The 23,590-nt window shown below is 45.8% G+C and carries 23 protein-coding genes; 13 read left to right on the top strand and 10 right to left on the bottom strand.

The features are described 5' to 3' along the window. The first annotated feature begins 26 nt into the window (after positions 1-26). Genes mtnW through LCM00_RS09235 form a run of 4 tightly spaced genes read left to right on the top strand, consistent with a single transcriptional unit; the run spans position 27 to position 3,096 of the window. Positions 27-1,256 (top strand): 2,3-diketo-5-methylthiopentyl-1-phosphate enolase, encoded by a 1,230-nt coding sequence (gene mtnW / locus LCM00_RS09220; protein ID WP_224900503.1) that lies wholly within the window; start codon positions 27-29, stop codon positions 1,254-1,256. Next, positions 1,249-1,914 (top strand): 2-hydroxy-3-keto-5-methylthiopentenyl-1-phosphate phosphatase, encoded by a 666-nt coding sequence (locus LCM00_RS09225; RefSeq protein WP_224900506.1) that lies wholly within the window; start codon positions 1,249-1,251, stop codon positions 1,912-1,914. The genes mtnW and LCM00_RS09225 overlap by 8 nt, the downstream gene beginning before the upstream one ends. Further along, entirely contained in the window at positions 1,911-2,540 is a 630-nt protein-coding gene (locus tag LCM00_RS09230) for a methylthioribulose 1-phosphate dehydratase (protein WP_224900508.1), read from the top strand. Before LCM00_RS09225 ends, LCM00_RS09230 begins: the two co-directional genes overlap by 4 nt. Positions 2,541-2,562: 22 nt before the next feature. Next, positions 2,563-3,096 carry a 1,2-dihydroxy-3-keto-5-methylthiopentene dioxygenase gene (locus LCM00_RS09235; RefSeq protein ID WP_224900511.1) on the top strand — a complete coding sequence of 178 codons (534 nt, stop codon included), beginning with the start codon at positions 2,563-2,565 and terminating at the stop codon, positions 3,094-3,096. 309 nt (positions 3,097-3,405) lie between these two features. Here the strand turns inward: LCM00_RS09235 and fosB are convergent, their stop codons facing one another. Next, positions 3,406-3,819 carry a metallothiol transferase FosB gene (fosB, locus tag LCM00_RS09240; protein WP_224900513.1) on the bottom strand — a complete coding sequence of 138 codons (414 nt, stop codon included), beginning with the start codon at positions 3,817-3,819 and terminating at the stop codon, positions 3,406-3,408. 338 nt (positions 3,820-4,157) lie between these two features. Between fosB and LCM00_RS09245 the strand changes: the two genes are divergently transcribed. Continuing rightward, on the top strand, positions 4,158-4,394 hold the full coding sequence (locus LCM00_RS09245) for an aspartyl-phosphate phosphatase Spo0E family protein (RefSeq protein WP_224900515.1): 237 nt from the start codon (positions 4,158-4,160) through the stop codon (positions 4,392-4,394). Positions 4,395-4,663: 269 nt separating this feature from the next. On the opposite strand, the gene LCM00_RS09250 is transcribed toward LCM00_RS09245, so the two are convergent. Next, on the bottom strand, positions 4,664-5,395 hold the full coding sequence (locus tag LCM00_RS09250; RefSeq protein ID WP_224900517.1) for a ZIP family metal transporter: 732 nt from the start codon (positions 5,393-5,395) through the stop codon (positions 4,664-4,666). A 210-nt stretch (positions 5,396-5,605) separates the two neighbouring features. Continuing rightward, a complete protein-coding gene (locus LCM00_RS09255) occupies positions 5,606-6,844 on the bottom strand; it encodes an MFS transporter (protein WP_224900519.1) in 1,239 nt (412 codons plus the stop codon). Positions 6,845-6,983: 139 nt separating this feature from the next. On the opposite strand from LCM00_RS09255, the gene LCM00_RS09260 reads away from it, so the two are divergent. Continuing rightward, positions 6,984-7,979 carry a phosphotransferase enzyme family protein gene (locus LCM00_RS09260; RefSeq protein ID WP_224900521.1) on the top strand — a complete coding sequence of 332 codons (996 nt, stop codon included), beginning with the start codon at positions 6,984-6,986 and terminating at the stop codon, positions 7,977-7,979. A 60-nt stretch (positions 7,980-8,039) separates the two neighbouring features. Here the strand turns inward: LCM00_RS09260 and LCM00_RS09265 are convergent, their stop codons facing one another. Then, positions 8,040-9,533 carry an ATP-binding protein gene (locus tag LCM00_RS09265; RefSeq protein ID WP_224900525.1) on the bottom strand — a complete coding sequence of 498 codons (1,494 nt, stop codon included), beginning with the start codon at positions 9,531-9,533 and terminating at the stop codon, positions 8,040-8,042. 143 nt (positions 9,534-9,676) lie between these two features. On the opposite strand from LCM00_RS09265, the gene LCM00_RS09270 reads away from it, so the two are divergent. The 3 genes from LCM00_RS09270 (at position 9,677) to LCM00_RS09280 (ending at position 13,594) form a co-directional block, all read left to right on the top strand. Beyond that, positions 9,677-11,275, top strand: coding sequence for a bifunctional metallophosphatase/5'-nucleotidase (locus LCM00_RS09270; protein ID WP_224900528.1), 1,599 nt, complete (start codon positions 9,677-9,679; stop codon positions 11,273-11,275). 72 nt (positions 11,276-11,347) lie between these two features. Next, positions 11,348-11,788 (top strand): MarR family winged helix-turn-helix transcriptional regulator, encoded by a 441-nt coding sequence (locus tag LCM00_RS09275; RefSeq protein WP_009794271.1) that lies wholly within the window; start codon positions 11,348-11,350, stop codon positions 11,786-11,788. 111 nt (positions 11,789-11,899) lie between these two features. After that, positions 11,900-13,594: a M3 family oligoendopeptidase gene (locus LCM00_RS09280; protein WP_224900530.1), complete on the top strand. Its 1,695-nt coding sequence runs from the start codon at positions 11,900-11,902 to the stop codon at positions 13,592-13,594. Positions 13,595-13,865: 271 nt separating this feature from the next. Here the strand turns inward: LCM00_RS09280 and LCM00_RS09285 are convergent, their stop codons facing one another. Continuing rightward, the gene (locus LCM00_RS09285) at positions 13,866-15,461 is read right to left on the bottom strand and encodes a two-component system sensor histidine kinase NtrB (protein WP_224900532.1); all 1,596 of its coding nucleotides are present in this window, start codon (positions 15,459-15,461) and stop codon (positions 13,866-13,868) included. A gap of 147 nt (positions 15,462-15,608) precedes the next feature. Beyond that, positions 15,609-17,738, bottom strand: a complete 2,130-nt coding sequence (locus LCM00_RS09290) for an ATP-dependent Clp protease ATP-binding subunit (protein WP_224900535.1) — start codon at positions 17,736-17,738, stop codon at positions 15,609-15,611. A gap of 184 nt (positions 17,739-17,922) precedes the next feature. On the opposite strand from LCM00_RS09290, the gene LCM00_RS09295 reads away from it, so the two are divergent. After that, positions 17,923-18,966 (top strand): YkvI family membrane protein, encoded by a 1,044-nt coding sequence (locus LCM00_RS09295; RefSeq protein WP_224900538.1) that lies wholly within the window; start codon positions 17,923-17,925, stop codon positions 18,964-18,966. Positions 18,967-19,004: 38 nt separating this feature from the next. On the opposite strand, the gene LCM00_RS09300 is transcribed toward LCM00_RS09295, so the two are convergent. Next, positions 19,005-19,700: a hypothetical protein gene (locus LCM00_RS09300; RefSeq protein WP_224900541.1), complete on the bottom strand. Its 696-nt coding sequence runs from the start codon at positions 19,698-19,700 to the stop codon at positions 19,005-19,007. A gap of 86 nt (positions 19,701-19,786) precedes the next feature. Next, positions 19,787-20,398, bottom strand: coding sequence for a CPBP family intramembrane glutamic endopeptidase (locus LCM00_RS09305; RefSeq protein WP_224900544.1), 612 nt, complete (start codon positions 20,396-20,398; stop codon positions 19,787-19,789). 209 nt (positions 20,399-20,607) lie between these two features. Between LCM00_RS09305 and LCM00_RS09310 the strand changes: the two genes are divergently transcribed. Continuing rightward, positions 20,608-21,276, top strand: coding sequence for an oxidoreductase (locus LCM00_RS09310; RefSeq protein WP_224900547.1), 669 nt, complete (start codon positions 20,608-20,610; stop codon positions 21,274-21,276). 284 nt (positions 21,277-21,560) lie between these two features. On the opposite strand, the gene LCM00_RS09315 is transcribed toward LCM00_RS09310, so the two are convergent. Then, complete coding sequence (locus LCM00_RS09315) at positions 21,561-21,749, bottom strand: YkvS family protein (RefSeq protein WP_009794279.1); 189 nt, start codon at positions 21,747-21,749, stop codon at positions 21,561-21,563. A 222-nt stretch (positions 21,750-21,971) separates the two neighbouring features. Here LCM00_RS09315 and LCM00_RS09320 point away from each other — a divergent pair, with 222 nt between their 5' ends. Both LCM00_RS09320 and LCM00_RS09325 read left to right on the top strand, forming a co-directional pair. Beyond that, the gene (locus LCM00_RS09320; protein ID WP_224900550.1) at positions 21,972-22,166 is read left to right on the top strand and encodes a hypothetical protein; all 195 of its coding nucleotides are present in this window, start codon (positions 21,972-21,974) and stop codon (positions 22,164-22,166) included. A 36-nt stretch (positions 22,167-22,202) separates the two neighbouring features. After that, positions 22,203-22,943 carry an SDR family NAD(P)-dependent oxidoreductase gene (locus LCM00_RS09325; protein WP_224900552.1) on the top strand — a complete coding sequence of 247 codons (741 nt, stop codon included), beginning with the start codon at positions 22,203-22,205 and terminating at the stop codon, positions 22,941-22,943. 204 nt (positions 22,944-23,147) lie between these two features. Here the strand turns inward: LCM00_RS09325 and LCM00_RS09330 are convergent, their stop codons facing one another. Beyond that, positions 23,148-23,528, bottom strand: a complete 381-nt coding sequence (locus LCM00_RS09330; RefSeq protein WP_224900555.1) for a PilZ domain-containing protein — start codon at positions 23,526-23,528, stop codon at positions 23,148-23,150. Positions 23,529-23,590 lie beyond the last annotated feature (62 nt).

Consider the following 23,590-nt stretch of genomic DNA (forward strand, 5'->3'; position numbering starts at 1 on the left):
ACATAAATGGCAGGGGGAAAACGCTAATGAGTGAAATTATCGCTTCGTATTTGCTGAAAGGATCCAGCGGGAATCTGGAGAAAAAGGCAGAAGAAATCGCATTGGGATTGACAGTGGGGTCCTGGACAGAACTGCCGGATCTTGAGAGGGAGCAGCTTAAGAAGCATAAAGGGAGAGTCGTTTCTGTTGAAGGATCGTATGGAGGGCAGGATGGAAATGAAGATGGGGCACTCATTAAAATCGCCTACCCGTCTGCCAATTTCAGCGCAGACCTTCCTGCAGTCCTGACGACTGTATTTGGAAAGCTCTCGCTCGACGGAAAAATCAAGCTTCTGGATCTGCATGCAGCAGAAGACTTCAAACGGAATTTCCCGGGACCGCGCTTTGGCATTGAAGGAATCCGCAGCAAGCTTGATGTTCATGGGCGGCCATTGTTAATGAGCATCTTCAAAGGGGTTATTGGAAGGGATCTCGCGTATCTTTTGAAGCAGCTGAAGGAACAGGCACGCGGCGGAATTGATATCGTCAAGGACGATGAAATTTTCTTTGATAATGAGCTCGCCCCCTTCACCAGCAGGATTACAGAAGGCAAGAGGGTGCTGAGGGAAGCCTTCGAAGAAACCGGGCACAGGACACTTTATGCAGTGAATCTGACAGGCCGTACATTTGAACTGAAAGAAAAAGCAAAAAGAGCGGCAGAGCTTGGTGCTGATATGCTGCTGTTCAATGCCTTTGCCTACGGCCTGGATGTTCTTCAGGCGTTAAGGGAGGACGGGGAAATCGGCCTTCCGGTCATGGTCCACCCGGCAGTGAGCGGTGCAATGACTTCTTCTCCTGTTTACGGCTTAAGCCACAGCTTACTGCTTGGAAAACTGGCACGCATGGCCGGTGCGGACTTATCGCTGTTCCCTTCGCCATATGGCTCCGTGGCACTGGAGCGGAACCAGGCATTATCCATCAGCGCCGCGCTGACAGAGGATGATATTTATAAAAAAAGCTTACCTGTTCCTTCAGCCGGGATCCACCCTGGCCTGGTCCCTCTGCTTGTCAGGGACTTCGGGGTTGACAGCGTCATAAATGCCGGAGGCGGCGTCCATGGCCACCCTGACGGTGCAAGAGGCGGGGGAGCAGCATTCCGGCAGGCGATCAGCCTTGTGCTGGAAGGAAAGACATTGCACCAGCCCCAGCAGGAATATCCGGAGCTGGCAAAAGCGATAGCTCTCTGGGGAAGCAAAGAGGTGCTGCAGAATGGATAGGCTTGCAGTGTTCTGCGATTTTGATGGGACGATAACAGAATCAGATAATATCATCAGCATCATGAAGCAATTCTCCCCTCCTGAGTGGGAATCACTGAAGGACAAGGTCCTTGCTGAAGAAATTTCCATTCAGGAAGGCGTCGGCCGGATGTTTGCACTTTTACCGAGCAGCCTGAAGGAGGAAATCACCGCATATGTCCTTAGTCAGGCAAAGATCCGTGAAGGATTTGAAGAGTTCATTGCGTATCTGAAAACAGAGAGTATCCCTTTATACATCGTCAGCGGCGGCATCGACTTTTTCATTCACCCGCTGCTTGACAAATTCGGCCCTTTTGAAGCCATCTACTGCAACCATTCCGATTTCAGCGGGGATGCGATTAAAATCATCTGGCCGCATGAATGTGATGAAGAATGTGAAAATGGCTGCGGCTGCTGCAAGCCTTCCATCATGAGATCGCGGGACGAAGAAGGTTTATATAAGATTGTCATCGGCGACAGCATTACAGATCTGCAGGCCGCGAAGAAGGCCGATTTTGTACTGGCAAGAGATCTGCTCCTGCAGAAGAGCAGGGAGCTTGGCCTGAATCACAGGCCGTTCACCGACTTTTTTGATTGCATCTCAGAATTAAAGAGATTGATAGGGGTGGTGAAACTATGAGCCTCATCCAGGAAAAATGGGACCAGCTGGCAAACATAAAGGAAGAACTTGCAGGCCGGGACTGGTTTATGGGAACAAGCGGGAACCTTGCGATTAAGGTTGCTGCCGAACCGCTGCAATTCCTTGTTACGGCAAGCGGAAAAGACAAGCGAAAGCGGACAGAAAAGGATTTCCTGCTGGTTGACCATGAGGGAAGACCTGCAGATGAAACCGGACTGAGACCCTCTGCAGAAACGCTTCTTCATGTAGAAATTTATAAAAGAACCAATGCAGGATGCAGCCTGCATGTCCATACGGTTGACAATAATGTGATATCTGAATTGTATGGGGATGCAGGATCTGTTGCCTTCAAAGGCCAGGAGCTTATCAAGGCTTTTGATATGTGGGATGAGGATGCAATCCTTACGATCCCGATTATTCCTAACCATGCTCATATCCCGAAGCTTGCTGAGTCTTTTTCAGAGCATATCCTTGCTGATTCAGGTGCTGTTCTGATCCGCAATCATGGAATTACAGTATGGGGGCGCACTCCCTTTGAAGCCAAAAAGCTTTTGGAGGCTTCAGAGTTTTTATTCCGCTATCAGCTGAAGCTGCTGCAGCATAAGCCGCTTCAAGCCTTTATATAAATGTTGAAGGGAGATTAAAAAGATGGCATATATTGTATTGCGGGACACAAAAGAAGAAATCAGAAACCAGGAAGAGGTTGCCTCTTTCCTTGACAGCCAGGAAGTCATTTATGAAAACTGGGACATTCAGAAGCTGCCGGAGGATTTGAGGGAAAAGTATAATCTTTCAGATGAAGAAAAGGAAAGGATCCTTGAAAGCTTTGCAGCTGAAATCAAAGATATCTCTGAACGAAGGGGCTATCAGGCGCAGGACGTTATTTCCCTGTCTGAAAGCACGCCGAATCTTGATCAGCTGCTGAATAATTTCCAGCAGGAGCACCACCATACAGACGATGAGGTGAGGTTTATTGTCAGCGGACACGGTGTTTTTATTATCCAGGGGAAAGACGGCGGCTTTTTTGAAGTATTCCTTGATCCGGGAGACCTGATTTCTGTTCCTGAAAATATCAGGCATTATTTCACCCTCCAGGAAGATCGCAAGGTTGTCGCCGTGCGTATCTTCGTCACCTCTGAAGGCTGGGTTCCAATCTATGAAAAAGAAGGCGCAGAAGCTTAATTGAAGAGAATAGAGGCAGCCAGAATTTTTGAAGTCTGTTAACTAAGGATCGGTATATGCCGATCCTTTTTTATCGGTTTCTGACATACTATAGGCTTTTAAATGGAGTCTGTAGATTTCCGTTCCAGGCACTTCGCTTTCCGCGGGGCGGCGCTGAGCCTCCTCGTCGTACCTCCTGCGGGGTCTCAGCTCTGCCGCTGCAATCCCGCAGGAGTCTGCGTGCCTTCCACTCCAATAAACAGGGTTTTATACTTTTTTTTGCAGTTCGTATTTTAAATTATGTAGTTAAAACAGCCGCTCTTGTTTCTCTTAATAAAAATTCATATGCGGTTTTTCCTCACGGTAATAATCAAGACGATTCTGCAGGGTTCCGGTGTGGTATTCGAATTTATGCCCATCCGGATCCTCAAAATAGATGGACCGGCCGTCTTTTTCATGCCTGCCTCTCCCTGCCAGAATGACAGCCCCGGCTTTTATAAGCCTTTTTTCCAGCTCTGCCAATTCTCCTTCTTCTGCATGAAAGGCGATATGAGTGCAGGAATCTTTGATTTCTCTTCTCGGAATATCTTTTTCTTCATTTAGAGCAATCCATAGCCCATTTAAATCAAAGTAGGCAGTTGTCCTGCCGGAAACAAGCAATTTTGCCTTGAATGCCTCCTGATAGAAAGAAATGGATTTTTGGAGATTTGAAACTGAAAAACAAAAATGGTTAATTAGCTGCATTCTTTTTCCCTCTCTCTTTATTATACAGTCAGATTCAATCTGCAAAACAAAAAGAAATCTGTCGAAATAACATATTTCGAATTATGAAAGAACATTTTTTCTTGAAGAATTTGTCTAATATTGCGAATCTATTTACTTTTATAGAAATTCTTGTAATAATGCTTCAAGTGGCCTATTATTTCTCATCATTCCAGGAATGGTACTGAATAGAGAAGGGATGACTGGGGAAATCGCCGCTGTTTTTATTATTATATAAAGAGAGAAACATTTAAAGAGGGAAAATAGAATGATTGGATTATAAAAAAAGGAATGGGACACGGATTAGGAGGAAAAGAAAGTTGTGCCAGTCAAATGAATATTTAATGAAAGAAATCCAGGTGAAAAGGGAAGCGATGATTAAGATTGCAGAGAGAGAAGGGATTTCCAGTGCGGCAACGATCCGCTGCAGCCAGGAGCTTGACAAGCTCATTTTGGAATTTCAGCAAAGTATGAAGAAAGAAAGCAGAAATCAGGAAGCTGTTAAGGGACCCTATAAAGAGATGATCCTTTGGCCGAGGGAGCTGGCAAAAGTCTAAGATGCAGTTATAGCGGCATGTTTGACAGTTGTCAGCTTTAAAAAGGATTATCCGGGATTTCGGCCCGAACATTATTGCATATTTTATTACTTCAGCCAAAATACTCGCAAATCACACTTCACAGCTATTCTCCTCATAGAAGAAAACAGCACAGCATAACCACATCACTTTTGGATAAGCATAGGCTCTGCTGCGGGATCTCCCGAAGCTGATCCAAATCCGTTGAAGAGGGGGCCTGTTTTATCAGGCCCCCAATTCTATTTGACAGGCTAAAAAATATTGATCAGAAAGATCATAAACAGAAGGCCAATGATAAAGGAATAAGTGGCAGTACGTTCATTTCCGTCTCCGTGGCTCTCAGGGATCAGCTCTTTATAGATAATGAAGAGCATGGCGCCTGCGGCGAAGGCAAGGCCATAAGGAACGAGAGTGCTGATAAATGATGTAAGATAGAATCCGAGAAGCCCTGTGACAATCTCTATCGCACCTGTCAGGGTGGCAATAATAAATGCCTTGAATTTGTGTATTTTCTGGTTTACCAGAAATAAAGCTACAAGGAATCCTTCAGGGGCATTTTGCAACCCGATGGCAAAGGCGATCAGGTTGCCTGTATCTTCTGTGCTTGAAGCGTAGCTGACCCCTACGGATAAACCCTCCGGGATATTATGCAGTGTGATGGCTGCGATGATCAGCATTGCCTTTTCATCAAATTCGATCCCTTTCTTCGAATGCTGAAGGTCAATATGGGGTATATTCTTCTCCAGCAGCGTTAAGGAGAGAACACCGAGGAAAACACCTGCAGCCAGCGGAAGAAACCCTCCCGCAGCCAGTGCCTCAGGTATAAGTCCCATCATGGAGGCTGCCATCATAATGCCCGCTGTAAATGCCAATAAGATGTCTCTCCAGCGGTGGGTGATGCTCCCGTGCATAAACAGTATGATCAAAGCCCCGAGGCCTGTTGAAAGGGCAGACAGTACGCTCCCGATAATTACTTCGCTCATGGTATAAAGCTCCCCGCCTTTCCTTTGAAGCATGATGAGCACCATGCAATCTAGACTAACCGTATTTATGGGCTTAACGCGCAATACTAATATATACAGCAGAAAGAAAAAAGTTCCCCGTAAAATCAATGTGCGGCAGAAAAGAATGAATATGAAATAGGCTGTCCAAACCGGTACGCGGGTTCGGACAGCCTATTTCAAAAGCTGAGCTTATAAATCTTTGGCCTGCATGTCTGCAAGCTGACCGTCTGAAGGCAGAATAGCCGATAAAAGGCCTAATAGAGGAAGGAAGCCGGTGACAGCCAAAGTCAGCGGGAGGCCGATCATATCTGCCAGCCATCCGAGTGCTACTGATCCGATTGCTCCCATCCCAAAGGCCAGGCCGACTGTTAGCCCGGACATGGTGCCGATTTTTCCAGGCACCAGCTCCTGCGCATAGACTACTGTAACCGAAAAGCTCGCCATTAGTATGAAGCCGGTTAACAGCAAAAAGATAAAAGCAAGTTCTTTTGGCATATACGGCAGCAGGATTGAGAATGGTGCAGATGCAGCCATAGAGACAAAGATGATTCTCTTTTTTCCAAAACGGTCAGATAATGGGCCGCCAAAAAAAGTTCCTGCAGCGCCTGCTGCCAGGAATGCAAACAAAAATACTTGTGCCTGCGTAATTGTGAAGGAATATTCTGATATCGCATAAAAAGCATAAAAATTAGTGATGGCTGAGATATACCAGGATCGCGCAAAAATCAGGAAGAGGATAACCGCCAATGAAAGTGCTATCTTGCTTTTAAAAGCACTTTGCCTTTTTTTGCCGGTCCTGGATTTTTTCAAACCCAGCTGCCTTTCATCCTTCAGTTGTCCGGAATACCAGAAGGCGATATAGACTAGAAGGCCGGAAGCAAGGGCTGCAGCCAATGTAAACCAGGAAGCTCCTCTTTGCCCCAGCGGCACGAGCACTAGGGCTGTAATGAGCGGTGCAAGCGCCTGTCCTGTATTGCCCCCCACCTGGTAAATCGACTGTGCCAGTCCCCTTTTTGTCCCTGCAGCCATATAGGCGACACGCGACCCTTCAGGGTGGAAAATTGCTGAACCGAGGCCAATCAGCACAACCGATAGTACTATTGAAAGAAAACTTCCGGCCAAAGCGATGCCGAGCACTCCGGCCAGTGAAATGGCCAGCCCGGCTGGAAGTGCAAATGGCATGGGCTTCCGGTCAGTCAGCATGCCGGTAACCGGCTGTAGGACCGAAGAAACGATGTTAAGGGAAAAAGCTATGAAGCCCAGCTCGGTATAAGTCAGCCCCATCGACTTCTCGAGGATGGGAAACATTGCAGGCACTACAGCCTGGATCGTATCATTCAACAGATGGCAGAGCCCGATGATAAATAAAACTTTATAGGCTGTCCCTTCATTATAATTTTGCTTTTGGACCGCTGCAGGATGTCCCATTGATTTACCTCCTGGTGTTTATTATCGATAGAGTTCTTTAATGAAATAAGACATAATAAAATAGCATAATATATTTTAGTAGTTTTATCCATGATTCATTTACAATGGAGCTGTGTGGAAATCAAATCTGGAGGCAAATATGGAAAAATATATTCAGGAATTGCTGGACGGCAGTTCAATTCTTCAAGACATGAAGGATATGTACGGACTTGAAGAGGATTGCAGGCTGCTTGGGGATTTTGAGAATTTTGTTTATGAAGTGAGAAAGGGGGAAACGCCGTATATCCTCCGGCTTACTCACCAATCGCATCGGTCTTTTCGCGATATTGCAGCCGAGATCGATTGGCTCAGCCATTTATTCTCTGAGGGAATTCAGGTTCCTGAGGTGATAGCAGCTTCAGGGGAAAGAATTTTAACCGCTGGTTGCAGGGATGGCAGCAAGTTCTATGCGTGTCTGTTTTCGAAAGCTCCGGGCAGGCCAATAGCAGTAACTGATAGAGAGTTTGACAAAGATCTTTTCAAATCGTGGGGCAGGATCATTGCCCAGATGCATGATGCAACAGCCATTTATAAAGCAAATGCTGGAATTGGAACAAGGCCGGGGTGGGATGAGGAGGATGTCCTTTTTCCTGAAAGGTATGTACCTGCTGAGGGGCATGCAGGTGTAATCGCAAACAGCAGGGAACTCATCAGCATCATTGGAGAACTGCCTGCAGGAAAAGACAGCTTTGGGCTTGTGCATACAGATCTTCATTCAGGCAATTTCTTTTTTGATGGAAATAAGGTCTATCCGTTTGACTTTGATGACTGCGCCTACCACTGGTTTTCCTCAGATATAGCCATCCCGGTGTATTACTCGGTCCTTTACCGCTGCAAAAACAATACACAGCAGGAGAAAAATACTTTTGCAGCAGGATTTCTGAAAGAATTTGCCTCAGGCTATGAAGAAATCAGGCCTCTTCCTCCCGGGTGGCTGGACCAGCTCCCGCTGTTTCTGAGACTCAGGGATGTTGTCCTCTATACTGTCCTCCATAAAAAGATTGCACCGGAGGACAGAAGCAGCAGCCTTCTTTCAATGATGGCTGAACTGAAGGGCAGGATCGAGGAGAAACAGCCGATTTTTACCCTTGAATGATGTAAAGCAGAGCACCGTATGGTGCTCTGCTTTACATTTGGTGAATGGGTGCCTGCCCCCTTACTCTTTTACAGGCAGCAGGATCTCAGCTTTTGTACCTTCATTCAATCTGCTTGATATGCTGATGCTGCCTCCGAAGGACTCAATGATCCTTTGGCATACAACAAGGCCAAGCCCAGTTCCCATATCCTTTGATGTGAAAAATGGCGTGAATACCTTCTCAAGGTCTTCCTCACGTATGCCAGAGCCTGTGTCTTCCAGAATGATGCTGTGCCATTCGCCGACAGTGTGCAGGGAGATGGAGAGCCGCCCCCCGTCCTGCATTGCTTCAAAAGCGTTCTTTGCAAGGTTGAGAAGCACCTGCTTCAGCTGATCCTGTGTACCTTCGGCAATTGCTGGGTTATCCGGCAGATGGTAGGTGCACTGCACATTTGCCAGTGAAGCCTCGGATTCGAAAAGGGGAATCAGATCAAAAATGATGTCTTTTAGATTTATTTTTTCCATGTTCAGGGCTGCAGGTTTTCCAAGGATCAGGAACTCACTCACAATTTCATTAATTCTGCTTATCTCTGTGTCAATCACTTTAAAAAAGTATTGATCCTCGGAATGTGTGTATTTTTCACTGAGAAGCTGGACAAGCCCTTTAATTCCGGTCAGAGGATTCCGGATTTCATGTGCTGTGCTTGCTGCAAGGGTGCCGACCAGTTCAAGCTTCTGCAATTCGTTTTTCTTCTTTTCCTCTGCCGCCTGCCTTTTAAGCATGATATATTTGATAAAAAAGAAGATGATATGGAAGATGATCAGCAGCCTTGCGATAAATCCCGCTGCCTCTTTGAAGATTGCTCCGTTATCCCTGTCAGGGACGGCTGTTTTGATTGTCCAGGGGAGCCTCTCGATCGGGATCATGACTGTCTGCATATTGCCAAATGAATCGGAATCCGCCATATTAAAGCTCATGATCGGCGTATCCTCCTGGTTGTAGACAACCAGCCTGGCATCGGGCGTCAGCATGGTCAATATATTTTCAATATGGTCTACCCTGATCTGTGCTATGGCAATACCGGCAATCTCCCGGTTCTCTTTAAGCACCGGCGCTGCCAGGCCAATGACCTTCTGGCCATTTTCAAGCGTTTCCTGCCTGGAGGAAATGACGATATCCTTGGCATCCATTGCTTCCTGTATATAATCTTTTTCAAGCATACTTTTGTTGTCAAACAGAGAGTTAGATCCTGCGATGACTTCTCCGCGGGCATCGGCTACATATAATCCGCCATAGCGTGAATCCATCAGATGGATGCGCTGAAGCAGCGGTGCGATTTTAGCAGGATCCTGCATTTCCGCTGAGGCTGAAACAGAAAGAACCTCAAGGGTAGAAACAGTTTCCGAGATAAAGTCATCCCAGTGCCGCTGGTGGATGGCTGCCGTCCACCTGGCTGCTTCCTGGCGGTCGCTGATATTCTGATCCAGCAGCTTGTTCATATAAAAGAGGCTGGAAATGACCGCAGGGATCATAACGGCTGCGAGATACAAAATATAGTTCTTTGATTTTTTCATTTGTATTTACCTCAATAGAAATTTGTATAATTGAGAAGAGCGCCTCGTACCCGGCCTGGCTCTTTTGTTATTATACCACTTATGAACATTTCAAGTTTAACAGCAGCCTAGAATGATAAATAGGTACTAAAGGGAGGAGTTAGATGAAAAATAAAGAGACAGTATCGTTCCTGATTACATCTGATTTGCACGGCAGCATTTATCCTTACGATTACAGCACGGGAAAAGAACAGGAGGCGGGGCTTGCCAAACTCGCATCAGTGATCAGGCAGGAGAAAGGGAAAACAGAACATGCACTCCTTCTGGACAACGGCGACCTGATCCAGGGCACGCCGCTTATGTACCATTATTCCCGGTTCTTAAAGCACCGTGTCAATCCCATGGTCCAGGTCCTGAATAAGCTGGAGTATGATGCTGCTGTAATCGGCAACCATGAATTCAATTATGGGATCGAAATGATCAAAAGTGCTGCCAGTGAATCCAATTTCCCCTGGCTGAGCGCCAATGTGCTGCACCGGACAACGAAGGAGCCGTATTTTGGAGTTCCATATGTAATTAAGGAGATGAATGAGCTTAAGATAGCGGTCCTTGGGATTACAACAAGCCATATCCCGAATTGGGAGAGACCTGATCATATTCAGGAACTTTTCTTCGACTCGGCAATTGAGGCTCTTTCACGCTGGATTCCTTATATAGAAGAAACTGAAAACCCCGACTTCCTTGCGGTCGCATATCATGGGGGTTTTGAACGGGATTTGGAAACAGGCGCCAAAGCGGAGGCGGAAACAGGAGAAAATGAGGCTTACAGGATTTGCATGGAATTTCCGGAAATCGATCTGCTGATCACCGGCCATCAGCATAGGATGATTGCAGGCAAAGAAGTGAATGGGGTGCCGGTCATCATGCCGGGAGCCCATGGAAGTCATCTGGGCAAAGTAGAAGTGACCTTTGAAAAGGTGCGCCATGAGTGGACGATCGCCGGCCTGGAGACATCTTTGATCAGCAATGAAGGGGAATGTGACAAGGAGATCATCCATGATGCAAGCTTTTACGAAAATGAAACGCAAAAATGGCTAGATGAAGAAATAGGCTCTCTGACGGAAAATATGCTGATCTCAGATCCGCTGGAAGCCAGAATCAGGGAGCATCCATTGATTGAGCTGGTCAACCGCGTCCAGATGGACGCATCCGGTGCAAATATTTCCTGCACTGCCCTTTTCAATGAAGGTGCCCCGGGATTCAGCAGCACGGTGACCATGAGGGATATCATGACCAATTATATTTATCCGAACACACTCTCTGTACTGCAGGTAACAGGCCAGGACATCAAAGATGCACTGGAAAGGTCTGCCTCCTACTTCTGCGTCGGTGAAAATGGGGAAATTGAAGTGAATCCTTCCTTTTCAAAGCCAAAACCCCAGCATTACAGTTATGATATGTGGGAAGGGATCGAGTATGAGCTGAACCTCTCGATGCCTGAAGGAAGCCGTGTCACTGTCTTGGAGCGCAGAGGAGAGGCAATGAAAATGGACGAAGTGTTCGAGGTGGTCATGAACCATTACCGGGCAGGAGGAGGCGGCGGCTACTGGATGTTTAAGAATAAACCTGTCATCCGGGAAATCCATAAGGATATGACAGAACTGCTGGCTGAATATATCATGAGGGAACAGCCTGTGAAGGCAGAAGTGAATGAAAATTGGAAGGTTACAGCTAATTCTCCATCATTACAGCCCAAAAATTGACACAAGAGACAAGCTTCCTTATAATAATGCTGAATTTGAGATAAAATAATGTGTTAAAGGATCTGTTTAAAAATGGGGAACGAACAGGTAAATCAATCATTAAAGCTTTTTATCGTTTTATCAAGGGCCTGCAGGGCTGTTAATGAGAATGTCAATAAGCTGATTCAGACATACGGATTGAATCCGACTGAATTTGCGGTGCTTGAGCTGCTCTATCACAAAGGAGATCAGCCGCTGCAGCAAATCGGCGGGAAAATCCTGCTTGCAAGCGGCAGTATTACCTATGTAGTGGACAAGCTTGAAGAAAAAGGGTATCTTCGCCGTGTGGCCTGCCCGACAGACCGGCGCGTGACATTTGCCCAGATTACAGAGAAAGGCAAAGCGTTCATCGAGGAGATCTTTCCGTCTCATGAGCAGTTCATCCATGAATTGATGTCAGAGCTCTCTAATGAAGAAAAGCAGACAGCAATCGATCTTTTAAAGAAGCTCGGCTTATCTGTCGGAAGATTCTAAAGCAAAGCACAGTGAACCTGCTGTGTTTTTTGTTTTATCAGGAGGATTTTCCTGCTGGATGTCGAATCTTTAGTATGGTTTTTGAAAATAAAGATATTTGGGGGGAAAAGAATGAAATTCAGTGAATATACATATGTCCGTCCAGACATGGACGAAGCGGGCAGGAAATTTGAAGCTGCCCTGGAGAGGTTCAGGGGGGCAGCAAGTGCCGATGAACAGAATGAAGCGATGAAAGAGTTCAATCAGATTCGCAATGATATTGGGACAATGTTCAACTTATGCTATATCCGCCATTCGATTGACACAAATGACGAATTTTATAAAAATGAACAGGGCTATATGGATGATGTACAGCCGCAGCTGGAAGGGTTTGTAACGGATTATTATAAAGAGCTGGTAGGCTCCAAGTTTCGTTCAGAGCTTGAAGAAAAATGGGGCAAGCAGCTTTTTGCACTGGCTGATGCACAGCTGAAGGTGTTCAAGCCGGAAATCCTTCCCCTTATGCAGAAGGAGAATAAGCTATCTTCTGAATATACGAAGCTGATGGCTTCCGCCAAGATAGATTTTGAAGGTGAAGAGCGTACGCTGGCCCAAATGGAGCCTTTTACTGAATCAACCGACAGGGAAATGAGGAAAAGGGCACAGGAGGCACGTTTCGGATTCCTTGCTGACAATGAAGAGGAACTTGACCGGATCTATGACGACCTTGTAAAAGTCAGGACCGAAATTGCACAGAAGCTTGGCTACAATAACTTTGTAGAGCTGGCGTACTACAGAATGTACCGGACGGATTATAATGCAGAAATGGTTGCCAAATTCCGCGGCCAGGTCAAAGAGCATATCGTCCCGATCGCGACAAAGCTAAAGCAGCGCCAGCAGGAAAGAATCGGCCTAGATGAATTGAAATACTATGATGAGCCTTTCCAATATAAGACCGGCAATGCAGTACCGAAGGGAAGCCCTGAGTGGATCATTGAAAACGGCCAGAAAATGTATGACGAACTTTCAGAAGAAACAGGCAGATTCTTTTCTTTTATGAATGAAAATCAGCTGATGGATCTTGTGGCGAAAAAGGGGAAAGCTGGAGGGGGCTACTGCACTTATATTGAGAACCATAAAGCACCATTCATTTTCTCCAATTTCAATGGAACTTCAGGTGATATCGATGTGCTCACACACGAAGCCGGCCATGCCTTCCAGGTATATTCAAGCAGCCATTTTGAAATTCCTGAATACAACTGGCCGACGTATGAAGCAGCAGAAATCCATTCCATGAGCATGGAGTTCTTCACATGGCCATGGATGGAGAATTTCTTTAAGGAAGATACAGACAAGTACAAGTTCTCCCACTTAAGCTCGGCATTGCTTTTCCTTCCTTACGGAGTAAGCGTCGATGAATTCCAGCATTGGGTATACGAAAACCACACTGCTACTCCACAGGAGCGTAAGCAGGCCTGGAGGGAAATTGAAAGGAAATACCAGCCGCATAAAGACTATGAAGGAAATGAGTATCTGGAGAACGGCGGTTTCTGGCAGCGCCAGGGGCATATCTTTAATTCGCCTTTCTATTATATTGACTATACGCTTGCACAGATTTGCGCTTTCCAGTTCTGGAAGCGTTCAAGGGAAAACCAGGAAGAGGCATGGAGCGATTATGTCAAGCTGTGCGGATTGGGCGGAAGCCTTCCTTTCACAGAGCTGGTCAAGGAAGCTAATCTTCTTTCGCCATTTGAGGAAGGCTGTGTAGAATCCGTAATCGGTGAAATTGAAAGCTGGCTGAATTCTGTAGATGACAAAAGCCTGTAAAATAAGAAGAGCCGGGGATTCCCCGGCTCTTTTTTGTATTTAGGAATGTAAGGATTGAAAGTTTTGTGGATCATTATATATTCCTGATCAGCGTCCAGCAGCTGCCCCGGAGTCACAAGCCAAAATCTCCCGAAAAGGCAAAGAACACCTAACCGGTTCGTCTTGAGGCCCCCAGGAAGTGAGCATGCAGACGCTGCCACAGGGCGTGGCGTTCTTAGTCTGTTTTCTTAAGGGGTGATCAAGGCGCTTGTGCTTTTGTTCTGCATAATATCTATTCTGACTGACTGCCGTCCAGATCTTCTGTTAAAAGGGGGAGATGGATTTCGGCTGTTGTGCCTGCCCCCACCATGCTGGTGATCGAGAGCCTGCCTTTATGCTGCTGGATAATCTGCTCTGTAATCATCAGCCCTAGGCCAGTGCCTGATTCCTTAGTGGTAAAGAAAGGCTTTTTGATATTTTGCAAAAGTTCGTCGGGCATACCGCATCCGCTGTCTTCGATTAGAATGCTTGCTTCACCGCTGCTGGTCTGTCTGCATGAGATCTTTACAACACCGCCTTCCTGCATAGCGTCAATGCTGTTTTGAACCAGATTGATGCAGGCCTGCTTCAGCTTGCCGGGATCGCAAAGGACAGTTCCGCAGCCAGGAGGAATATCCTTAACAACACGCACATTTCTATAATGTGCCTCAGTTTCAAACAGGAGCGCTGCTTCACTTAGCAGCGGTTCGAGCGGCTGGGGTTTCATAATTGGTGTGTGCGGTTTGGATAGATACAGAAATTCATTGATGATCCCGTTCATCCGCTCCAGTTCAGAATGAATGATCGAAATATATTGCCCATAATCGTTATCTTTTTCACCGATCATTTGGATAAAGCCTGATATGACCGTTAATGGATTTTTTATTTCGTGGGCGACGCTCGCCGCCATTTCACCGGTGACCTTCAATTTTTCAGAATTCCGCAGATACTCTTCAAGCTTTTTCTTTTCAGTAACATCCCTTATGACCATTGATACTGCAAAAATCTTATGTTGAGAACTATAGACAGGGGATACGGTCGCCTCTAGCACGATTGGCTCATCACTGACACCCGGAAAAGAAAGTTCAGCTCCGGAAATACTGCGGCCAAGAAGCGCCGAATCAAGCATAGCGGAAATTTCACCATTTTCATCCGCTATGATGGCTTCAAGGCTGTCCCCAAGCTCCGGGGCTGCCGAGTGAAACAGCAGGAAGAAACTGCCATTCATTCTTAAGATCCTTTTTTCTGCATCTGCGATTACGATGGAATCGCTGGTATTGTCAAAAAAAGCATCAATATAGGACCTGGTCGATTCCAGGTCCTTCCTGGCATCCATTTCATTTCTCTCAGCTTTTTCCCACAGCCTGTTTGCATGCTTGATCATGAAAAACAGCAGAATGCTTGTGAGAATGGCAAACAGGAGGATATAAGGCAAGTCCTCGGGGCCTGACATTTCTGCGATTATTTGGCCATTGGCCATATTCAGGGTTATGAGGGATACGGCAGCCAGCGAGGTGGAAATGCCCAGGGCAAGATAGCTCTGGTAAAAGGCCGATAAAATGATACCGAACACCAGAAAAATGTAATTGACCAAATAAGGAAGCTGCAGGTTCAGGTAAAACAGATAACTGTATATACTGGCCAGGATTACAATCATCATAAAGTGCGGCTTTGGCTTAAAATAATTGAGCCCGGTGAGCAGCAGGCAAAAGCCAAGGCCGACAGGCGGCCACAGCAAATCATAGCGCTGATCAACCAATGTGTAAAAAGCTGTATCAATTATGTAAAACAGCCAGAGCAGCTGTATCAGAAGCAGATTCCGGCTTTCTATCAGGCTTGTTTTGTTCATAGCTTCTGTTGCCTTTCGGATGGTTTATTAACCAATTTTATCACATTTTGTCAAAAATTGTTGAATAACCTGCGAGTGTTAAAGAAAAAAGACATACAGTAAGCCTGGATTAAGCTTCTGTATGTCTTTCATAGTTGTACTGCATCTTTATTTTCCAGTAACCACAATATTTCCATCCAGAAGGTCTGCATGCAGCTGCCTGCATGATGGATCTTCCAGAATAAAGTCCGCGATTTTGTCTTCAAGCTGCTCCTGGATTGCCCTTCTAAGCGGACGGGCTCCAAAAGCCGGATGATAACCGAGCTCGGCCAGTTTTTCAACCGCTTCTTCAGTGAAAGTCAGTCGCATTTCCTGTTCTTTCAGTGCCGTATTCAGCTCCACAAGCATCAGCTGCACGATTTTCAGCAGGCTGTCTTTTTCCAGCTGTTTGAACTCAATGATGCTGTCGAATCTGTTCAGGAACTCAGGCTTGAAGAAACTGCCCAGAGAATCAAGGATGCCTGATTCCTTCACTGCCCCGCTGCTGCCGAAACCGACCTTGATTTCCCTTTGGCCTGCACCGGCGTTGCTTGTCATGATGATAACAGAATCCTTAAAGCTGACGGTCCTGCCCTGGCTGTCTGTCAGGCGGCCGTCTTCAAGAATCTGCAGGAACATATGCTGTACGTCAGGGTGGGCTTTTTCTATCTCATCCAGCAGGATGATGCTGTATGGATTTCTCCGCACCTTTTCAGTCAGCTGGCCCGCTTCATCATGGCCGACATATCCAGGAGGGGAACCGATTATTTTTGATATGCTGTGTTTTTCCATATATTCACTCATATCAAGCCTGATCATGCTTTCTTTAGAGCCGAAGAGCTCTTCAGCAAGCGTTTTTGTCAGTTCGGTTTTACCAACACCGGTTGGACCGACAAATAAGAAAGAACCGATTGGGCGGTTTTTGGATTTTAATCCAGCCCTGCTTCTGCGTACTGCCTTGGCGACCTTTTTAACGGCTTCTTCCTGGCCGATCACTTTTTCAGAAAGGGATTTTTCCAGGTTCTTCATCTTGGATTGTTCGTCCTGCTGTATTTTGCCGACTGGGATGCCGGTTTTTCTTTCAATGATTTCCTGGATATGTCCCACTTCCACAACCGGCCTTTTGGCGGAATCATTATTTAATGCCTTTTCAAGCTTGATTTCCTGTTCGCGGAGCTTGGCTGCTTCTTCATAGTCTTCTTTCTTCAAGACTTCTTCTTTGGCTGCTGCTATTTCAGCCAGCCTGCGCTCAATTTCTTCTCCAGGTGTATATTCTGCTGTCAGATTGATTTTTGATCCCGCTTCATCCAATAGATCTATGGCTTTATCCGGAAGGAATCTGTCCTGGATATACCTGCTTGACAGAGTGACGCATGCTGACAGCGCCTCTTCAGAATAGATGACTTCATGGAAGTCCTCATATTTGGACTGAAGGCCTTTCAGGATTTCTAAGGCCTGTTCCTGTGTTGGCTCCTGAATGTGAACAGGCTGGAAGCGCCTTTCAAGCGCCGGGTCTTTTTCAATCTGGCGATACTCCTTCAAAGTAGTCGCACCGATCACCTGAAGTTCGCCGCGTGCAAGGGCAGGCTTCAGGATGTTGCCAGCGTCCATGGAGCCTTCCGCGGATCCTGCTCCGACAAGAAGATGAATTTCATCAATGAACAGGATAATATTTTTCCTCTCCTGCAGCTCTGTGATAAGCTGTTTCATCCGTTCTTCAAACTGTCCGCGAATGCCGGTATTGGCAACAAGCGAAGCGACATCAAGAAGATAAACTTCTTTATTCAGCAGCTTGCGGGGCGCTTTCTTTTCAGATATCTTCAGTGCCAGTCCTTCTGCAATGGCAGTTTTCCCGACACCGGGCTCCCCGATCAGTACTGGATTATTTTTATTTCTCCGATTCAGGATTTCAATGACACGGTCAATCTCTTCATCCCTGCCAATCACAGGATCTATTAAGCCTGCATTGGCAGCATTGCTCAGGTTCTTGCCGAACTGGTCAATAAAGCCGTTCTGCTTATTGCCTTTTGGCTGCTGTTTCATTCCCTTGCCGGCACTGCCTTCACCGGCTCCCATTTGTTTGAACAAATCTTCCATGCCGGAAGCTTCAAAGGGGTTCTGATACCCGAAAGAAGCGTTCATTTTTTGCTTTTCGGTCTGATAGCAGCTGCTGCAGAGATGTGTTTCCATTTTATTTCCATTTATATTAAACCTTAATTGGATCGTTGCCTGGTTTTGTTGACATTTTTCACAGTTCATAAATCAATGCCTCCTATATGTTGACTTTGACTATATTTGACTAACTTTGATTTTATTATACTTTGACCTAATTTGACTTTCAAGCAATAAGACTTGGAAATTTGAGCCAAAGAAATCAATTGTTTTGAAAAGCTCGTCTTTGTTGGAAAAGCCGGTCATATACATGAAGGGAGGAGGCGGTTTCGTGAAAAACTGGACTGGAGCCCTGCAGATTGCTGCTGTCTATGTTGGTACAGTGGTAGGAGCGGGTTTTGCAACAGGCAAGGAAATAGTAGAGTTTTTTACCCGGTTCGGGTTTATCGGGCTGATCGGAATTCTGATGAGCGGATATATATTTATTATGCTGGGAACAAAGCTGATGAGGATCTCAGCCCGGATACATGCACAATCCTACCAGGAGCTGAATGATTATCTGTTCGGCAGATATTTTGGGAAAGTGATCAATATCCTGACATTAATCATGCTCCTTGGCGTATGTGCGGTCATGCTGTCAGGCGCAGGAGCTGTATTTCAGGAGCAGCTTGGATTGTCCAAGCTCTCAGGGGTTTTTGCAACGATCGTATTGTCTGTGATTGTGATGATTCTGGGCATTAAAGGCCTTTTTGCTGTGAATTTATTTGTTGTGCCTATGATGATTGCCTTCAGTTTTATCTTAATGTACATTTCTATAAAACTTCCGGGCTTTCAGGAGCAGCTGCTGTTCATTCCGTTTGCGGAGGATGAGTGGAAAGCTGTAGCTGCGCCATTTTCCTATACGGCCCTCAATCTGGCCCTGGCACAGGCGGTCCTGGTGCCTGTTGCAGCTGAGATAAAGGATGACCGGACCATTAGGATGGGAGGATATATCGGAGGGGCGGCATTGACCATCATCCTTTTATCAAGCCATCTGACCCTTGTGATGCTGCCTGATCTGGAAGTGTATGAAATACCGATGGCTGTCATCATGAAAAATCTTGCTTCTGGATTTTACGGCCTGTTTGTACTGGTCATATATGGAGAGATCTTTACCTCGATAATCGGGAATATTTTCGGGCTGGAGAGGCAGATAAGGCAGTATGTTTCAATTCCGGCAATCTGGTCGGTCGGGGGTATTTACTTTATTACCTGTTTGATCAGCATGATAGAATACAGTACACTGCTTTCCTATCTTTATCCGATATTCGGATATGTCAGCATTCTATTTATTGTCCTGCTCTGGATTAAGCCTGCAGAAGTGAGAGAATCATAAAAAACAGGCCGATGAGGTGATTCATCGGCCTGTTTTCCTTATTTATCTGCTGAAATGGTTTTTGCCATTTGAATAAATGCATCTGTGTGATCAGCATCACTTTTTGTGTAGATGCTCAGCTTAAGCGGCTGTTCATCGTTTTTGATCAAGTAGACCGCTGCTTTATCTTCTTCTGAAGCTGCTTCATAGATGATCGCATCCTGGAGGAATTCGTCATCAGAAGCTTCTGCAGACTGCACCTCACTGCTTACCGCTGTAAGCTGGGATTTTGCATTCTCTTCAGCCATTTCCCAGTCTGTATCTCCAGGCAGAAGCTCGATCCTCATGAATACTTGATCATTTTCTGTCAGATAAAGAACATCCTTATTAGGCTCTTCAGCTGTCAGTTCGTATGAAGGAAGGACATATAAGCTATAGTTCTGGTTGTCGCTTTTTTCAAGGACTGCAGTTTCTTCCATCGTCTCTCCATTCACCTGGTATGACAGGGATTTTTCCTGCGTCATTTCAGAGCTGTCTGATTCCGGGGTTTCTTCTCCTTCAGACTGATCATCCGTCTGTTCTGTGCCTGCACCATTTAAATTGTCACCAGTTTCCTGGGTGCCGTCTGTTGTGCCCGCTGTTTCTTCTGTATTGGTTCCATTGTCTTCAGTGCCTGTGTCTTCTGAGGTTCCACACCCGGCAAGTGCGAGTGAAAGGATCCCTGCAGCCAGCAATAGTTTTTGAAGTGTGTTCATTTTGGCATTCCTCCTGTATGTCATGCAGTTTTATAATAGAGTAGACGATGATTATCGGCAGGAAGTTACAAATTTTGCTGATTTCATCAGTTGAGCGGCAAGATAACGAAAATCAATAGATCAAATATGAGATGAGAGACAATGACCAGAGGCAGGCTTCTCTTCCATGCATACAGATACCCCCAGAACAGCCCGGCTGCAAGGGCTGCCAGCGCAAGGACCGGATAGCCGGAATAGAAATGGACGGAGGCGTACAGCAGAGCTGCCAAAGGCACTGCCCATCCTGGTCTTATGTAGCTTTGCAGGCGTTTTTGCACAAAGCCCCGCCAAAAAATTTCTTCTCCCGGAATGATGACAAGGATCAGGACGATATAATGCCAGATCACTTCCGGGGAAAGGCGGCTGTACAATCTGCCGATCTGGCTTGCGAATGGCAGGTTCAAAATCTCTATCAGGAAATGGCCTGTCCAGAATAATCCATAAAGGAGAATTCCGGAAACTGCTCCATAGAAAAGGTAAGATCGGAAAGAAGCCTCATCCTCCACTTCTTCTGCCATAATTGAATAGCTGATCAGAAACAGCATGGAAGCGGTGAAAATATACCAAAATACGGCCCTGTCCTGAAAAGTGAAAAACAGTAACAAGTGGGCAATTAAGATCCCAAGGACCAGTTTTATATCAATTGAGCCAATTTTCATTCATGATCTCCTTTCAGCCAGGTTTAAAAAATAAAGTCGGGTTTACGGTGCAATGCTTCTTATGCTGTATAATCAGTAAGTAAGCTGTTGGCTCGTACAATATATTGGCGTTCTAACAAACCAATCACTATTTTATCAAAAAAAGAAAGCACTCTGCTACTACTTTTGTGCATAGAACTGTTTTGAAACTGCATTCAGGAGGGAAAAAGTTGCGAAAAGCATTAATTTTAGGCGCTACCGGCCTGACAGGGGGCCATCTTCTGGAGCTGCTCCTGGACAGCGGCCAGTACTCACAAATAAAAGTGATCAGCAGGCGCCCGCTCAGCATAAAGCATCCAAAACTGACGGTATTCATTGGGGATTTCAGCAGTCTGGAAAAGATGGTGGAAGCCTTCAAGGCTGACGATGTATTCTGCTGTATTGGCACTACCATCAAGAAGGCGGGAAGCAAAGACGCTTTCCGTCAAACTGATTCAGAGTATCCCATAAAGGCAGCACATCTTGCACAAAAAGCAGGCGCAGCCAGATTCCTGATCATATCGTCAATGGGGGCAGACCCGGACTCTATGTTTTTTTATAATAAGGTAAAAGGACAGATGGAAGAACGGCTTAAGATGCTGAATGCTTTCAGCCTCCATATTTTCCGGCCGTCCCTTCTTGCCGGTGAAAGGGCAGAGTTCAGGCTGGGGGAAAAAACCGGTGAGGTTTTGTTAAAGGCTGCAGGGCCATTTATGAAGGGAAAGCTTCAAAAATATAAATCGATCCCGGCAGCCGATGTGGCAAAAGGGATGGCAGCCGCCGCAATTCATGATAAGGAAGCCAGAAAGGCTGCAAGGATATATGAATCAGATGAAATAGCCCGCCTTGCAGAAAAGTAAAAAACCTCCGCCTGACTGCGGAGGTTTTTTACTTTTTATTATTTAGGGATTTATAACTTGTATGTCTTGTGGATCAATATCACTTGATCAACGTCCAGCAGCTGCGCCGAGAGCACAAGCCAAACCTCCCAAAAAGGCAAAGACGCCTTTCCTGGAGGCTCTCGTCTTAAGGGCTCCAGGAAGTGGATCATGCGCTGCCGCAGGACGTGCCGTAAGCCTGCGTTAATTAAGGGTGAATAGGGCGCTTGCGCTTCCGTTCTTATTACAGCGCTTACATTTTGCTGTCAAAATACTGATTCTTTAATGACTTTGTAGTTCTTATGGTTAACAACAGTCCTTTGTTCCAATTCAAGATCACGATAGTCATCCATATATGTAAGGTCGACAATCACCGAATTTTCGTTCACTTTTTCAACTATGCCCTTCAGGCCTTCCCTGAATTCAATCACGTTTCCGACTTCTGCTTTCTTCATAGAACCTCTTCCTCTCCCATGTTTGTTTCTTCTCTAAAAGCTTATTAACATTTTGCACTACTTTTTGAATTTCGTAAAGAATTTTGAACATTTTTAACTGAAACTTCCAATTTTTCGGGTTCATACTCGTGGAAACTGCATAACTGCCATTCTGCAAGTATTTCCGTGGAAATTCTTATAGTAATTTGGTATACAGGTAGTATGTGAAAAGGAGGTATTGGCATGGAACAACACTTGGTGAACGAATTGCTTGATAAGCTTAAAAACGGCGAACTTGCGGAGTACTATGTAAAAAAGGAAGATTTCCTTGAGTTTCGGAGTGTGCTTGTCAGCCGCCCGGACTTTAAGCATTTCCGCGGCATAGGCCAGCGTGGCGGAGATGTATTGTATCAGTATCTTTCTGAGCCCCGCAGCTGAAGACTCAATATAAATAGGAAGGGAGACGATGAAGCATTGAAGTTTAAAGACATGACAGTATTCATTACCGGTGGTGCAAATGGGATTGGCAAGGGCATTGCCAAGTCATTTGCTGAAGAGGGTGCAAAGGTAGTTATTGCAGATATAGCTGAAAAGGAAGGGGCTGAGCTTCAGGAGCAGCTGGTATCTGAAGGCAGGGAAGCCTTTTTTGTGCATACGGATGTGAGAGATGAAAGAAGCGTTATAACTGCAATGGAAAAGACAGCCGCTCAGTATGGAAATATAGACATCCTCATCAATAATGCCGGGGTTTCAAAGTTCATTTCATTTACGGAGATGACATTGGATGAATGGGATGAGATCCTCCAGACTAATTTGCGGAGTGTTTTCCTCTGCAGCAGGGAAGCTGTGAAACTGATGAAAAATGGAGGCTCAATCGTGAATATGGCTTCAACCCGGGCTTCCATGTCAGAACCTGACACAGAGGCTTATTCGGCATCTAAAGGAGGAATCACAAGCATTACCCACGCTCTGGCAAGAACCTTGGCAGACAAGGGAATAAGGGTAAATTCCATTAGCCCGGGCTGGATAGAAACAAGGCATTACGATGAATTGAGGGAAAAGGACCATAGCCAGCATCTCTCGGGAAGAGTAGGAAAACCGTCTGATATAGCCCGCTGCTGCCTCTACCTTTGCGATCCGGAAAACGATTTTGTAACCGGCGAAAATATCGTGGTCGATGGGGGAATGACCAGGAAGATGATGTACGAGGAATAGCAGGATTCCTTCTAGTTTTTTCGCAGCAGCAGGATGCTGAAAATAAAAACAGTCCCAACGAAAATCAGGCAGCTAAAGAGATGGGTAAACATATGAAGCCTCCTCATGTGATTTATTCCATCATATAGGGGATTCATAATGTTTCCGTTGCATGAACGTAAAGTTCCAGTAAAAAAACACCAGCAGAATGCGGCTGGAGTTTTTTTATCTTGATTTGTAAGAGCCGGCAGCCTTTCTGGCATACTCTTTAAGCTGCTGGATGATCTCAAGGCTTTTTTCGCTGCCTTCTGCAGATACGAAGCCATAGATGCTGCTGTTCCATTCGTGCTTTTGCCATACCGGTTCGCCGGTCATGGTGATGAGGGAATCGTTGATGATAAAAGAAATTTCCATCAGCAGCTTTTTTTCTCTTACCGGAAGGTCCATGGCAGCCTTGAAACGCATGCCATTTGGGCTTAAATCCATAATCTCCGCTGTACCCGGCCTCGCCTCAACCGGTTTATCGTCAATTTTAATAATCCTGAAGGACCCAAGGAGCGGCTTCGGGAATTGAAATCGGAATGGCTCATCCCGTTTATATCTCATATGATCACCTTAAATTATTTTATCTGTTAAATCCTGTAAGTTTATTGAATCACCAGAACGCC

This window comes from Bacillus infantis (assembly GCF_020171945.1).
GTDB lineage: Bacteria > Bacillota > Bacilli > Bacillales > Cytobacillaceae > Bacillus_AB > Bacillus_AB infantis_A.